General features: G+C 45.8%; 13 protein-coding genes, 1 tRNA gene and 1 riboswitch. Of the genes, 11 read left to right on the top strand and 3 right to left on the bottom strand.

Annotated elements, in window-relative coordinates; all coding sequences use genetic code 11:
* Positions 1-6: 6 nt before the first annotated feature.
* On the bottom strand, positions 7-606 hold the full coding sequence (locus ACTHRE_RS07040; RefSeq protein ID WP_039862085.1) for a CDP-alcohol phosphatidyltransferase family protein: 600 nt from the start codon (positions 604-606) through the stop codon (positions 7-9).
* A gap of 71 nt (positions 607-677) precedes the next feature.
* Positions 678-723, top strand: a riboswitch (PreQ1 riboswitch).
* 3 nt (positions 724-726) lie between these two features.
* Between ACTHRE_RS07040 and queC the strand changes: the two genes are divergently transcribed.
* A complete protein-coding gene (gene queC / locus ACTHRE_RS07035) occupies positions 727-1,386 on the top strand; it encodes a 7-cyano-7-deazaguanine synthase QueC (RefSeq protein ID WP_004519606.1) in 660 nt (219 codons plus the stop codon).
* 95 nt (positions 1,387-1,481) lie between these two features.
* Here queC and ACTHRE_RS07030 read toward each other — a convergent pair whose 3' ends face one another.
* On the bottom strand, positions 1,482-2,543 hold the full coding sequence (locus ACTHRE_RS07030) for a L,D-transpeptidase (RefSeq protein WP_039862112.1): 1,062 nt from the start codon (positions 2,541-2,543) through the stop codon (positions 1,482-1,484).
* Between the two features lie 140 nt (positions 2,544-2,683).
* Here ACTHRE_RS07030 and rlmD point away from each other — a divergent pair, with 140 nt between their 5' ends.
* The 9 genes from rlmD (at position 2,684) to ACTHRE_RS06985 (ending at position 11,308) form a co-directional block, all read left to right on the top strand.
* Positions 2,684-4,009: a 23S rRNA (uracil(1939)-C(5))-methyltransferase RlmD gene (gene rlmD, locus ACTHRE_RS07025; RefSeq protein WP_440344924.1), complete on the top strand. Its 1,326-nt coding sequence runs from the start codon at positions 2,684-2,686 to the stop codon at positions 4,007-4,009.
* Between the two features lie 124 nt (positions 4,010-4,133).
* A complete protein-coding gene (locus tag ACTHRE_RS07020; protein ID WP_377073590.1) occupies positions 4,134-5,609 on the top strand; it encodes a 23S rRNA methyltransferase in 1,476 nt (491 codons plus the stop codon).
* 23 nt (positions 5,610-5,632) lie between these two features.
* Positions 5,633-6,736 carry a response regulator gene (locus ACTHRE_RS07015; protein ID WP_377073723.1) on the top strand — a complete coding sequence of 368 codons (1,104 nt, stop codon included), beginning with the start codon at positions 5,633-5,635 and terminating at the stop codon, positions 6,734-6,736.
* Between the two features lie 10 nt (positions 6,737-6,746).
* Positions 6,747-7,283, top strand: a complete 537-nt coding sequence (locus ACTHRE_RS07010) for a GTP-binding protein (RefSeq protein WP_003748733.1) — start codon at positions 6,747-6,749, stop codon at positions 7,281-7,283.
* Position 7,284: 1 nt separating this feature from the next.
* Positions 7,285-7,926 carry a peptidase M23 gene (locus ACTHRE_RS07005; RefSeq protein WP_070646666.1) on the top strand — a complete coding sequence of 214 codons (642 nt, stop codon included), beginning with the start codon at positions 7,285-7,287 and terminating at the stop codon, positions 7,924-7,926.
* A gap of 39 nt (positions 7,927-7,965) precedes the next feature.
* On the top strand, positions 7,966-8,325 hold the full coding sequence (locus tag ACTHRE_RS07000) for a roadblock/LC7 domain-containing protein (protein ID WP_070460119.1): 360 nt from the start codon (positions 7,966-7,968) through the stop codon (positions 8,323-8,325).
* A 96-nt stretch (positions 8,326-8,421) separates the two neighbouring features.
* Positions 8,422-8,497 (top strand) — tRNA-Asn (locus ACTHRE_RS06995).
* Between the two features lie 199 nt (positions 8,498-8,696).
* Positions 8,697-9,488 carry a fimb protein gene (locus tag ACTHRE_RS06990; RefSeq protein WP_377073588.1) on the top strand — a complete coding sequence of 264 codons (792 nt, stop codon included), beginning with the start codon at positions 8,697-8,699 and terminating at the stop codon, positions 9,486-9,488.
* Between the two features lie 260 nt (positions 9,489-9,748).
* Positions 9,749-11,308, top strand: a complete 1,560-nt coding sequence (locus tag ACTHRE_RS06985) for a TerC family protein (protein ID WP_377073586.1) — start codon at positions 9,749-9,751, stop codon at positions 11,306-11,308.
* A gap of 63 nt (positions 11,309-11,371) precedes the next feature.
* Here the strand turns inward: ACTHRE_RS06985 and ACTHRE_RS06980 are convergent, their stop codons facing one another.
* Entirely contained in the window at positions 11,372-12,475 is a 1,104-nt protein-coding gene (locus tag ACTHRE_RS06980) for an anhydro-N-acetylmuramic acid kinase (protein ID WP_377073584.1), read from the bottom strand.
* 153 nt (positions 12,476-12,628) lie between these two features.
* Here ACTHRE_RS06980 and ACTHRE_RS06975 point away from each other — a divergent pair, with 153 nt between their 5' ends.
* Complete coding sequence (locus ACTHRE_RS06975; RefSeq protein WP_070584891.1) at positions 12,629-14,203, top strand: inorganic phosphate transporter; 1,575 nt, start codon at positions 12,629-12,631, stop codon at positions 14,201-14,203.
* Positions 14,204-14,299: the final 96 nt, after the last annotated feature.

Genomic DNA, 14,299 nt, shown 5'->3' with positions numbered 1-14,299 from the left:
ATGGTTTCAGACGGCCTTCAAGCCATTGATGACACGTTTGTAGCAGGTATAAACCAATGCCGCGCAGGCCAGCCACATAAGGATATAGAAAGTCGGATGGAAGCTGCCGGCGATTGCATACCATACTGCCAATGCACCGATAAAGAATGCACGGTCGCTTTTGCCGAATGGCCCGTCATAACGCCGGCTGTTGCCATGAACTTGTCCCAAAACGCCGCAAAACTCAGTCATTGCCGCCAGCCAAATAAACAGGGCAATTTGTACGCCGCCGAAGGGCGCGATGAAGGCAAAAGGCAGATACAAAGCAGCATCGGCGACAATATCGGTGATTTCATTCAAATAGCCACCCAATGCCGATTGTTGACCGAACTCCCGTGCCAGCATACCGTCCATCGCATTCAGTGCCATGCGGACAAACAACCAGATCGGCAAAAGCCAGAATAATGTGGATACACCTGCAAACAATGCTAAAAGCAAACCGAGCAAAATGGAAACGGCGCAGGCAAACAGGGTTACCTGATTGGCAGTAATGCCTTTTTGATACAGTCTCTTAACGATGGGGCGCAACAGGTTTTGGAATTTTGGTTTCAGGGCGTAGATACTCATCATTATGCAGAATAAAAGAAAACGAAGTGCCGTGATTATAGACGAAATCCGTTATAATCCGTCAATCTTCGAATCACGCGGTTCGCAAACCTCCCGCGTTAACAAAACTAGGAATTTACAATGGAAAAACAGCAAGCCCTCGTTATTTTTTCGGGCGGGCAGGATTCAACGACCTGCCTGATTCAGGCAATTCAAACCTATGGCCGTGAAAATGTGCAGGCCATCACTTTTCAATATGGGCAACGCCACGCCATCGAATTGGAGCGCGCGCGTTGGATTGCCCAAGATTTGGGCGTGAAGCAGACGGTACTCGATTTGAGCCTGATGCAACAGATTACGCATAACGCCTTGATGGATGATACGGTATCTATTGAAACAGCTTCAGACGGCCTGCCCAATACATTTGTAGATGGACGCAATGCTTTGTTTTTGCTGTATGCCGCCATTTACGCCAAAGGGCAGGGAATACGCCATATCATTGCCGGCGTGTGCGAAACCGATTTTTCGGGTTATCCCGACTGTCGCGATGTGTTCGTCAAGTCGATGAATGTCACATTGAATCTGGCCATGGATTACGCTTTTCAAATCCACACGCCCTTGATGTATTTAACCAAAGCGCAAACTTGGGCATTGGCGGATGAAATGGGTGTGTTGGATTATATTCGCGAGCATACGCATACCTGTTATAACGGCGTGGTCGGTGGTTGTCATGAATGTCCGAGCTGTATTTTGCGCGAGCGTGGTTTGTCGGAGTATTTGAAAAGTAAAAAGGCCGTCTGAATCAAGAGGGGCATATATTTCCAATAGCCAGTTGTACGAAAAGGCCGTCTGAAAAATTCATTTCAGACGGCCTTTGGCTATGTATTTTGTTCTGCTTAGAACAGCAAATCTGCCGGCTCGCTGCTTGCCGGAGCATCTTTCACAGGAGCAGAGGCTGGGGCAGTAGCCGGTTCGGAAGCGGCTTTAGTTGCAGAAGCAGGAGCGTCGGCCGGAGTGGTTGCCGGTTTGGCAGCAGGTTTTGCCGGTTTCACCGGAGTCGGACGAACGCTTTGTTTCGGTTCGGATGCTGCCTTGTTTGCATCGTCGGTAGCATCGACTTCGATTTCAGTACCTTGAGGCAATACCACATCTTTAGCAGGAGCCTGTTTCGGCATGACTTTAGGTTTGCTGTAAGCATCCGTGCCGCTGGTCCATGCCAAAGATTTCAAAGGCGATTTGAGTTTCACGCCTTTGGCGCAGGTCAGACAGTTTGCCGCTCCGGTGCGTCCTTTCAGGATTGCATCCACACGCGCGGCTGGAATGGTTTTACCGTGCGCTTTTGCCCAAGCGGCAATGCTTTTTTTCAGGGCAGCCGTATCAAGGTTTTTCTTGTCGTATGGGTCACGATAGGCAGCCAGCCACAAGTTTTGGTTGGCATCTTCGTTCAGGCTCGCCATTTGGTAGATAACGGAGGCAGGAGAACCTGTTGCGATGGTTTTGGCGAATTCTAATGCATCAGGCGATTTCATGCGCACGCAACCATGGCTGCGGACGCCGGGTACGCTGGCAGGGGCATTGGTGCCGTGAATGCCAAGGCTTAATTTAGGGTCGCCAAGGCGGACAAATACCGGGCCCAGCGGGTTATTTGGGCCGGCCGGTACGCTTTTAACGCCGTCATTGCGTTCTTTTTGGATAGATTTAGGGATGTGCCAAACCGGGTTGTAGGCTTTTGCACCGATTTTATGTTCGCCCAGATTGGTTTGGGTCATGGCTTTGCCGACGGCAACAGGATAAATTTTGCTCAGTTTACCGTTGTCGTAGAGGAACAAACGCTGTTGCGTAATATTGATAACGACGTGTTGTCCGGAAGAGGCGGGGGAGACGTCTGGAATAAGTGTGTTTGCAGCAGCGGCCGAGGTCAGAAGGGCGGCTGTCAGGCCAAGGAATAATTTTTTCATGTCGTCTTTTTTTTGTAGGGATTGAAATGAAAGTTTTTGGCGCATGATACCTGAAACTCTGTGTTTTTGTGAGAAAATATGCGCTTTCGGTATTGGAAGACAGTCAGACGGCCGGTAAGCGGCTGTCTGACGGAAACGGTATGAGTGTGAAAGAACGGTATCAAGAGGCGGAAGTTTTTTCTTTGGATTATGAGGGCAGGGGTGTTGCCAGAGTCGATGGAAAGACTGTATTCATCGGCGGTGCGCTGCCCGGAGAGCGTGTAACGTTTGCCATTCATAAAGAAAAAAAGCAGTTTGCAGAAGCTCAGGTCGAAACGGTTTTAAAACCTTCTTCCGAACGCATTGAGCCAGCTTGTTGCTATTTTGATACATGTGGCGGCTGTTCGCTTCAACATGTTTCTTTCGGAGCGCAAGTTGCGTTAAAGCAACGGATTTTGGAAGAGCAGTTGGAACGGATAGGTAAGGTCAAGCCGGAAATAATTTTACCTCCTTTATATGGTTACTCCTGGTATTATCGCGATAGAGCGCGTTTAAGTGTTTCGGTGGATAAACAAGGCCGTCTGAACCTCGGTTTTCAGGCCAAAAAAAGCCATGATGTCGTCAATATCCGCCATTGCCATATTTTGCCTAAGCATGTGTCCGATAGATTGCCTGATGTCCGCAATTTGCTGCAAAAGCTGCATGATGACGGTGTAAAAGTGAAATTTGTTGAGTTTTATTGCGGGAAAAATGTGACAGCGCTCAACATTCGTTTCATAAATCAACCGTTTGGACAAATATTAAGCGAATTGCGTAATTGGTTTGATAATATATTGTCGGGTGCTGAAAAGGCATGGCAAATATGGTTGCAGGATCATGCCGAGTCCTTGCCGTTTTATCCCGAGAATGCTCCTGCTCTGAACTATAATTTTGCTCAATTTGATGTAGAAATGCCTTACAAACCCGGTGATTTTACGCAGATTAATGCGCAGCTGAACGAAGTGATGGTGGCAAGGGCTGTCAGGCTTTTAAATCCTCAAAAAGGGGAGCGGATTGCCGATCTGTTTTGCGGTTTGGGCAATTTCAGTTTGCCGCTGGCAAAAAGTGGCGCATCGGTTGTCGGTATTGAAGGCGCCGATTATTTGGTCGATAGGGCAAGGGAAAATGCACGCTTGAATCGTTGTGCCGAGAATATGACGTTTTCTGTTGCAGACTTATTCGATACCGATGAAAAAACTGTTGAGTCGTGGGGGCAATTTGACAAGATGTTGCTGGATCCGCCGAGAAACGGGGCGTATGCTGTTGTCAAATCGCTACACAAGCCGTTTTTGCCTCAGAAGATAGTGTATGTTTCGTGCAATCCATCAACATTTGCACGAGATGCCAGTGTCTTGGTTGATAAGGGCTATAAGTTTAAGGCGGCGGGAATCATGAATATGTTTGCACAAACCTCGCATGTTGAATCCATCGGTGTGTTTGAGTTGTAAATTGGTATCAAGTCCTTTATGGGGGTAGGGTTTCTAATGTAAAAATGGGTGCGTTCATGTTATCATCATTCGTTTGGCGAATTAATAACGTTGAAGTTGCGTGTAAAGCAACAGATATTAATAAATGCAGTTTGCAGCACAAGACCGGGAGGTGTTCTTGAACTATCAACTTTTAACTATTTTTTTGCTGGTGCTTTTTTTGCTGGTGTTGGTTTTTGTTCGTCATAAACAAAGTAACAATTCAGACAAACAAAGCGCACATGCATCAAAAAGCGGCCGTACATCTGCTGCTCATACAGCCTTCTCTGAGGATGGAAACGACTGGATCGAGAAAGTGAACCAGACAGTTTCCAATGCGGATAATCAAGACTGGGAATGGGGCGGAAGCGGCTCAAACGATGTAACAGCTTCTGTTTCCGCACAAGAAGTCGATCCGTTGACCGAATATCAGGTTTATAAACAGTTCGGCTATGAGAGTAAGGCTGCAGAGTCTTTGGCCGGTTATCTCAATACTTTGGAAGACGGCGCTCCGGAAAAGCTGGTTCATGAATTAATTGGTTTGAATCTGCGGGTCGGTAATATCGACATGCTGGCGGATACACTTGAGCGTCATAGTGCCTCACTTTCTGAAGACGGCGTAGCCGAATACCTGAAAGCCGGTCTGGCTTTGGATTCTACTAACCTGCGCCTGCGTGTTTTTGCCGATCATCATCTTGGTTGGAATATGCAGGAAGTGGACCGTCAAATTGGCGAACAAAGCGGTTTGGAAGTTGCTTCCGACGAGCATATTGCCTTTGAGAACGATTCGGTTGAACGTATTGTCGTTCCTGGTATGGGCAAACATGCGCCTATCGTATTAGGCAAGAAAGATTTTGGCGAAATCAGTCCTGAAGAGATGGGGGCGGTTATTGGTTTTGCCAAACCGGAACGCAGTGCAAAAATCCTGAAAGACAAGATTAGCTACGAGACTGCTTTGCATCAATACAACAAAGCAATCCAAACTTCTGCGAAGCCTGCTGGTCTCATTATCGATGCCTTGCGTCTGGATTATCAGAATGAAGAAGTAGGGCAGTTTGCCAAGCATCTGTGGAAGCTTTATCACTCTTTGGGTCAATATGGCCGTCAAGTAAAAGAACGTATGCTTGGTTGGGGTTATAGCCTTGGTTATCACGAAATTTTTGATGATTTGGAAAAAGGGCCGTCTGAACAGCAAATTAAAGAGATTGGCTTGAAACGCGGTTATATCCAGCCAAGTTCTTTGCAGATGAAAGCCAAATATCGTGAGTTGGTTCAAAAAGACTCTTCAGTCATCAGCGCGAGCTCTTCACCTGCAGATGAAGCCGTGAAAGAAGTCGAATCTTTGTTGGCCTATGGTCAGTTGGATTTGGCCATCGGTACTTTGGAACAGGCTGTTTTGCAGTATCCTCAAGAATCGCAGTTGTACATTATCTTGTTTGATTTGTACGAACGCGTTGAAGATTGGGGACGTTTGGAACAATTTCTGCGCTTGTTGCGTGAACGTGTTGTCAGCCTGCCTGAAGAGGTTGTCTTGGCAATGAGCCGTCTCTTGCAACGAATGAACCAATATTCAAAAAAATAAGATAATCGTAGAAAGTACGAGTGATGAATAATCATTTACCAAAAATTAAAACCATACGGGTTATGTTACAGGAGATGGGTGAGCAACAGCAGGCGGTATTCCGTATGGCATTTAAAATGCACAATACGACGAATTACGTCATCGTTTCTCCCGATTCTGATGAAAAACCGGATTTGGTATTGGTTGATACCGATACTCCGGCAGGTGTAGAAGCTTGGAAAGAGTCGAAGAAAACTTATCCGGAAGTGCCTGTGGCTATGTTTTCTTCCAAGTTGCCGACAGTAATGACTCCTTATTTGGCTAAGCCGGTCAAATTCGATACCTTGTTTCCTGTTTTGCGCAGCCTGGCTCAAGGCGGTAATGTTTTTGAGCCGTCTGAGCAACAAGCGGCCGAAGAGCATAAAAGACAATCAAATTCCGATGGCACAAGAAAAGCAACCATTCGTCGATTTAATCCAAATAAAGGCTTGTTGGGTGCGCTGAAATTTGCCAGTCAAGGACATCAAGATGTTGCCGTCTTGCATGAAGGCAAGCCGATATTAATCGTGTTTCCTAGTATTCAGCGTGTACTGTTGACAGTCAGTGCCAATGAGTTGGAGAAATTGTGTAAGAACGATAACTTGGCTGTCGTGTGTAAGGCTGTTCCTGATAATCCTCAATGGAAAGAAAAAGCCAAAGTCACCATTATGTCATGCTTGTGGCAAATGGCTATTTGGACTGCATCAGGCCGTCTGATTTATCCGATGACGCCGCAAACTGTCTTTACACTCAAGCGGTGGCCAAACTTAACCCGTTTGGCACATGTTCCGGAATCTATGCGTCTGTCGGCATTTCTGACAAAAACGTCTGTTAATCTGAACATCCTCTATAAAGTCATGCCTTTAGAAATGTCTGATATTTTGAACTATTTATCGGCAACATATATGACAGGCTTTTTGGCGACAGATACAGAGTTTGCAACTGATGCGAACAATACGCCTTCGTTGAATGAACAGATTGATGTGAATAGCAAAGACGTACCTGAAACAGCAATGAGCAAAGAGGCTCAAAAAATTGCTGGTCCGTCGAAAGAACAACCTCGCGGCCTGTTGCAACGCCTGATGCGTAAGTTGCTGGGTAAATCGTAAAGGACACGTCATGAAAGAAAATAAAATTATCTTTACCGGTCCTGTTGGCGTAGGTAAAACCACTGCAATTTCAGCTTTATCTGATGAACCACCGGTTCAAACCGATGCATCCGCATCCGATATGACACTTGTCCGCAAGGGGTACACGACTGTGGCGATGGACTACGGTGTCATTCATTTGGATGAGGAAACCAAGGTTCACCTTTATGGTACGCCTGGTCAGGAGCGTTTTAATTTCATGTGGGAAATTCTGAGCCAAGGCAGTATGGGCTTGGTGCTTCTTTTGGATAATACAAGAAGCAATCCATTGAAAGACCTGCAATTCTTCTTGGATGCATTCCGGGAGTTGCTGAAAAAAGCGCCTCTGGTTGTAGGGGTAACAAAGATGGATATCCGATCCTTACCAAGCGTGGATGTTTATCAAAAATATTTAGCACAGAATAATTTTAATGTCCCGGTTTTTGAGATTGATGCGCGTCGAGAAGACGATGTAAAACAATTGGTTACTGCTATGTTGTTCTCAATTGACCCCGGATTAGAGGTATAAGATGGAAGCGACACTTTCTTTACAAGCAAATTTATATCCTAAGATTACACCGGCGGGTGCGTATTATGCTGTTTCAAATGATACACCCAGTGCCAGCAGAACTTTATTGTATGGCCTGTTGCGTGCAGAGCCGTCTGAAACCATCAGCAGCGAAAAAATCTTGGCATGGGCGGATACCAGCGACATCAATACCGCTTTAAACCTGCTGTATCGCCTCCAACGCTTGGAATTTTTGTATGGTGATGAAGAAATCAGTACAGACGATATCCATTTGACTGACGAGCAATTGCCTACATTGTTGGAACAGTTGTCCAATTCTGGCAAGGCTTTATTGGCTGATGAAAACGGTTTGTATTTTGCCAATGCTAATTTCCATCACGAGGCTGCGGAAGAGTTGGGCCTTTTGGCGAGTGAAGTGGCCAAAATGGAAGACAAACACCGTCTTTTGATTCGCAATAACCTGCATATCAATAATAGCGCATGGGGTATTTGTGATCCTTCAGGCCAAAGTGAATTGACCTTTTTCCCCCTGTATATTGGCATGACCAAGCTGATTTTGGTAATTGGCGGAATGCCTGACTTAAATAAAGAGGCTTTTGTTACTTTGGTTAAAGTGCTGTACCACCGATACGGCAGCCGTTGATTTTTGCCTGACCGATATTTATTTTAGAATGGAGCGACTATGCAACAACTATTAATCTCTGTATTAAGCGATTTGAACAATACCTCTGCTGATATCACTGCTTCTGCAGTTATTTCTACAGACGGCCTGCCGATCGCAACCATGCTGCCTTCCCACCTGAATGCAGACCGTGTAGGTGCGATGTCGGCAACGCTTTTGGCATTGGGTAATCGTTCCGTACATGAGTTGGCTTGCGGTGAGTTGGATCAGGTAATGGTTAAAGGTAAAAATGGCTATATTCTGTTGAGTCAAGCAGGTGAAAATGCAGTGTTGGTATTGATGGCAAAAGAAAGCGGTAAATTGGGCTTGATTTTGTTGGATGCGAAACGTGCGGCCAAACAAATTGCTGAAATTTTATAAAGTTTTATAAATTAAAAAGATATAAAATATTTTTGTTTTTATATAGATTGTTGCTTGACAAGTTTCTGATATTTTCTATATAATTCCATCTTTAATTCCCCGATAGCTCAGTCGGTAGAGCGACGGACTGTTAATCCGCAGGTCCCTGGTTCGAGCCCAGGTCGGGGAGCCAAATTTTAAAACCACCATCTTGTATGGTGGTTTTTATTTTATCTATTTATTGGTATTTTAAACATATTAATAATGCGTGGTGAGATGGTTGCAGTTAATGCTTTAATTTTCAGACGGCCTACCAGCATATTTAAATATCTCATTTATTTTTTTAAGCTATACATAATATTTATAGAAGAAATAATATCTTATTGTTATCTATGGAAAACGCACATACATTACATTCTTCACCACGCTTTCGGTTCGCATTAAAAAATGCGGCATGGCATTTGTTGATTAGTCTGATTTTGGCAGGATTGGCCGCTTTGTTGGTATTTGGAGTTTGGTATCCTTATCCGTATGCCGAACTGACAGGCGGATTGGCTTTATATAAACTGGTCATTTCAGTAGATATTGTTTGCGGCCCGTTGCTGACTTTGATTCTTGCCAGTCCGAGCAAAAAACTTAAAGAGAGGATTGTTGATTTTTCCTTAATCGGCATGATTCAGCTGGCTGCTTTAATTTATGGTTTGTACAGCGTATCTTTGGCGCGTCCAGTGGTTTCCGCATTCGAAACCGATAGGATGAATGTGGTAACTGCTGCAGAAATTGATGTAAATGATTTGAGCCATGCCCCGAAGGATTTGCAGGATTTATCTTGGTTTGGCGCGCGTCGTGTTGGGTTGCGTGAAGCAACGAGTCCGGATGAGGCTAACCAAAGTCTTGATTTGTCTTTGAAAGGCATTGAACCGAGTATGAGACCTTCTTGGTGGTTGCCAGATTCGCAGCAAGAGCGTGAGAAAATTCGTAAGGTAATGAAACCGTTGTCTGTCTTGGCAAAAGCCCGTGGCATGAGTGAGGAATCAATTTTTAAACAGGCTTCATTGGAAAACAATGGGAAAGAGTTGTATTTCTTGCCGTTTACCAGTGCGCGAAGTAAAGAATGGGTTGTGATATTGAATGATCAGGCAGATTTCTTGGGTTATGCGCCGATTGATGGTTTTATCAAGTAAGAAAAGGCCGTCTGAAAGCTGGTAAGTGCTGGTATAGGCTGTTTTTAAAAGAAAATATGCTGTTAGACTTTGCCTTTCTTTCTTCAAACTGATAAACTGTTTGCCATTATTGTTGACCGAGGCATAAATTTTTCATGAAAGACGCAGAGCAGAGTAGTTGTTATACCGCTTCTTTCCCTTTATTTATGCCCGAACTTTGGCAGTCTGTCCGTTTTAAGCGGAACGGCTGCCTTTTTGTATTTTAAAGGAACACAATCATTATGGATTTCAGTTGGTTGGCAGAGCCGCATACTTGGATAGGCTTTGCCACGCTTCTGGTTTTGGAAGTTGTTTTAGGTATTGATAACCTTGTTTTCGTAGCGATTTTGGCAAACAAGGTTAAACCGTCGCAACGTGATAAGGCGCGGATAACGGGCTTGGGTTTGGCCGTAGTTATTCGGATTTTTATGCTGGGCTTTATGGCGCACATCATGACGCTGACGCGTCCTTTGTTTGAGTTGGGCGGTCTGGAGATTTCCGGTAAAGACATGATTATGTTTGCCGGCGGTATTTTCCTGCTTTATAAAGCGACTACCGAGTTGCACGAACGCCTTGAGGGCCACAATCAATTTGCGGTTGCTGAAGGACAGAAGAAGCATTCTTCTTTTTGGGGCGTTGTGGCGCAAATCTTGATTTTGGATGCGGTTTTCTCTATCGATTCTGTTATTACGGCAGTGGCGATGGTGGATCATATTGTGGTGGCAATGGGGGCGGTTGTTGTGGCGATGACTGTGATGATTTCTGCCAGCAAACCGTTGACTGCATTTGTCGACAAGCATCCGACCGTTGTGATGTTGTGTTTGGGTTTCTTGTTGATGATTGGTTTCAGCCTGATTGCGGAAGCCTTCCATTTCCATATTCCGAAAGGCTATTTGTATGCAGCGATCGGTTTCTCGATTTTGATCGAGCTGTTTAATCAGGTTTCGCAAAAGAATGCCCGCAAAAATGACTACATCAGCACTTCTTGGCGTAAGCGCACCGCTGAAAATGTGTTGGGTATGATGGGTATCCGCGAAAGCATTTTGGCAAAAGCAGGCGATAACGGCGGTGATGACGAGCATTTTGAAGAAAACGAAAAATCCATGATTCGCAGCGTGCTGACTTTGGCGGAACGCCCGATTATGGGCGTGATGATTCCGCGTCGGGAAATCGAGAAATTGGATATTTCCCAAAGTCGGGAAGAACAAAATGCGCAGTTGAAAAATACGCCGTATAGCCGTTTGTTGGTTGTCGGCAAGGCAGGTGTAGATGAGCCTTTGGGCTATATCAGTAAAAAAGATTTGCTGAACCAGCTGCTTGAATCGGGAGAAATTAATATTCAGACGGCCTTGCGCCAGCCATTGATTTTGCCGGACAGTACGACGGCGTTGAATGCGATTGAATTATTCCGTCAAAGCAGCGCGGATTATGCCTTGGTGGTGGATGAATTTGGTGCGGTGCTGGGTATGGTGACCATGAAAGATTTGTTGGAAACCATTGCCGGTGAGTTCCCTGAAGAGTTTGAGCGTGAGGAAGAAGAAGCTGCTCCAGCCAGTCAGGATGAAACGCTGTCTGTGGATGGTGCATTGGAGTATGTGGAATTGGCTTCACAGTTAAATCTGCCTGCTCAAGAGGAAGACGCGGACTTTCATACCGTTGCCGGTTTGATTATGGAAGAATTGCAAAGTATTCCTGATGTGGGCGACTTCATCGATTATCATGGCTGGCGTTTTGAAGTGGTTGAGAAGGACGGACAACGGATTGCCCGTGTGAAAATCAATCGTTTGCCGGAAGAAGAATAAGGAAAGGCTAATATAGTAAAGGCCGTCTGAAAATGTTCAGACGGCCTTTTTATTGATTTAACTTTAGTTGCCGTAATGTCCCGAGCCTAAGATTCGGTGTGAATGTGCGCCGGTTGCATGGTGGGGATTGCTCGGAACTTGATTGCACCAACAGGCTGCAAGCCAGGCAAAAGCGGCGGCTTCGACCCATTGCGGGTCAAGATGGAGCTTGGCTGTGCTGTGCAATTTGGTGTCAGGAGAAAACAGGGTTTCCAAGTCTTGCATCAAAACCGAATTGCGGATGCCGCCGCCGCAGATATAAAGATGATGAATCGCCGGAGCAGCTTGTTTGGTAGCATTAAAAATGGTTTGTGCAGTATAAAAGACCAATGTGCGCATGACATCTTCCGGCTTTTCATTACCTTTCAGACGGCCTTGAAGCCAGCTTAGGGAAAACAACTCTCGGCCTGTACTTTTGGGATAAGGGCGGCTGAAGTAAGGATGGTCGAGCAGGGAAGCGAGCAGGTCAGGAAGGATTTTGCCTTGTGTGGCTTTTTCCCCGTTTTTGTCGTAAGGCTGCCGCCAGATATGTTGCATCCATGCATCCATCAGCATGTTGCCGGGGCCTGTATCGAAGCCGAAAGAAGGGCTGTCGGGCGGGAGGATACTGATATTGGAAATGCCACCAATGTTGAGTACGGCACGGGTTTCATTCGCATCTTGAAATAGCGCTTCGTGAAAAGCGGGGACGAGGGGCGCACCTTGACCGTTGCAGGCAAGGTCGCGGCTGCGGAAGTCACCAACCGTGAAAATTCCGGTTAGTTCGGCCAATAGGGGAAGGTTGACCAGTTGAATGCTGTAACCGTGTTCAGGCGCATGGCGGATGGTTTGTCCGTGGCAGCCGATTGCGGCAATGTCTTTGGCCGACAGGTTTTGTTCTGCCAATAGTTGTCGGACGGTTTGGGCGTATAGGCGGCTGAGTGTTTGCGCCAGGATATTGCTTCTGTGCAATTCATTTTCGCCTATGTCTTGCAGTGCCAACAATTCTTGGCGCAGGCCGTCTGAATAGGGTAGAAAGCTGTGGGCAACGGCTCGTTGCCATTGCTTGCTCTGCATTTGAATCAGTACGGCATCGGCACCGTCCATGCTGGTTCCGGACATGATGCCAATATAGTATTGGGGTTGCATTTCGGTTACAGAAAGAGAAGGTAAAACGACATTTTAACGCCTTTTGACGTTTTTACGGGAATTTCGGCATTTAATGTAAATAGTTGGTGCAAGAAAGATTACAAAAAGGTTAAAATAACGCGACTCAACATGTTTTCCAAAAGGAAACTTTCCATGGCTCAAACTCAGTCGAGTGCGAACTTGAAGCTGATTAATACGGTTTTTGCCGCTATGCTTGTGAGCATGGTCGGCTATTTTATTTATTGGGGCCTGGGTTATACCCACTACAACCACTCCGGCCTGTTTATCCTTGCTACCTTTTTCGGCGTCTTCATGGCGTTTAATGTGGGTGGCAACGATATTGCCAACTCTTTCGGTACAAGTGTCGGCTCCGGCACATTGACTATTCCGCAAGCTTTGCTGATTGCGGCAGTATTTGAAGTCAGCGGCGCAGTGATTGCTGGTGGAGAGGTAACAGATACCATCCGTAAGGGTATTGTCGATTTGAATGGCATGCATCTGGATCCGATGCAGTTTGTCTTTATTATGATGTCCGCGCTTTTGGCTGCGGCATTGTGGCTGCTTTTCGCATCACGCAAAGGCCTGCCGGTTTCCACGACACATGCCATTATCGGCGGTATCGTCGGTAGTGCCTTGTGTATGGCGGCATTGAACGGTGTGGATTCCGTTGCGCTGATTCAATGGGACAAGTTGGGCGAAATTGCCTTGTCTTGGATTTTGTCTCCGGTATTGGGTGGCATCGTTTCTTATCTATTGTTTTCACGAATTAAGAAAAACGTTTTGGACTACAACTCTTGGGCCGATAATACGCTCAAAGGCATCAAGCTGGAGAAGAAAGCCTATAAAGAAGAGCACCGCCTGTTTTTTGAAGCTTTGAGTGAATCTGAAAAAGTCGAATACGCCACCAAAATGGCGCATGATGCCCAAATTTATGATGAGCCGGACTTTGATCCTGAAGAATTGCAGTCTGAGTATTATCGCGGTCTGCACCGCTTTGACAGCCGTAAGGGCGAAGTTGATTCTTACAAAGCCCTGCATTCTTGGGTGCCGTTTATTGCTTCTGTCGGCGGCATGATGATTGCGGCCATGCTGATTTTCAAAGGTCTGAAAAATCTGCATTTGGGCATGAGCAATGTTAACAGCTTTCTGACCATTTTCATGATCGGCGCGGCTATTTGGATGGGTACGTTTGTATTTGCCAAAAGTTTGAAACGCAAAGATTTGGATAAATCGACTTTCCAAATGTTCTCATGGATGCAGGTATTTACCGCTTGCGGTTTCGCATTCAGCCATGGTGCGAACGATATCGCCAATGCGATTGGTCCGTTTGCCGCGATTATGGATGTGTTGCGTACCAACAGCATTACTGCTCAAAACGCCGTGCCGCCAATTGCCATGTTGACTTTCGGTATCGCTTTGATTGTCGGCTTATGGTTTGTTGGTAAAGAAGTGATTAAAACCGTAGGCACCAGCTTGGCAGAAATGCACCCCGCGTCAGGCTTCTCAGCAGAGCTTTCTGCCGCCGCCGTCGTGATGGCCGCATCATTTATGGGCTTGCCTGTTTCCAGTACCCATATCTTGGTGGGTGCAGTTTTGGGTATCGGCTTGGTTAACCGCAATGCCAACTGGAAGTTGATGAAACCGATCGGCCTTGCTTGGGTTATTACCTTGCCTGCCGCTGCCGTTTTGTCTGTTGTCAGCTATTTGGTTTTACAAGCCGTGTTTTAATTGATTATTTTATTTCAAAAGGCCGTCTGAAAGATATTTCAGACGGCCTTTATTTATTTTTGTAAGGGGTAGATTTGAGTTTGTTTTAGCGATGTA

It is taken from the genome of Neisseria sp. P0001.S007, assembly GCF_051963655.1.
Taxonomy (GTDB): Bacteria; Pseudomonadota; Gammaproteobacteria; order Burkholderiales; family Neisseriaceae; genus Neisseria; species Neisseria subflava_A.
This window is presented reverse-complemented; position numbering and strand designations above follow the sequence as displayed.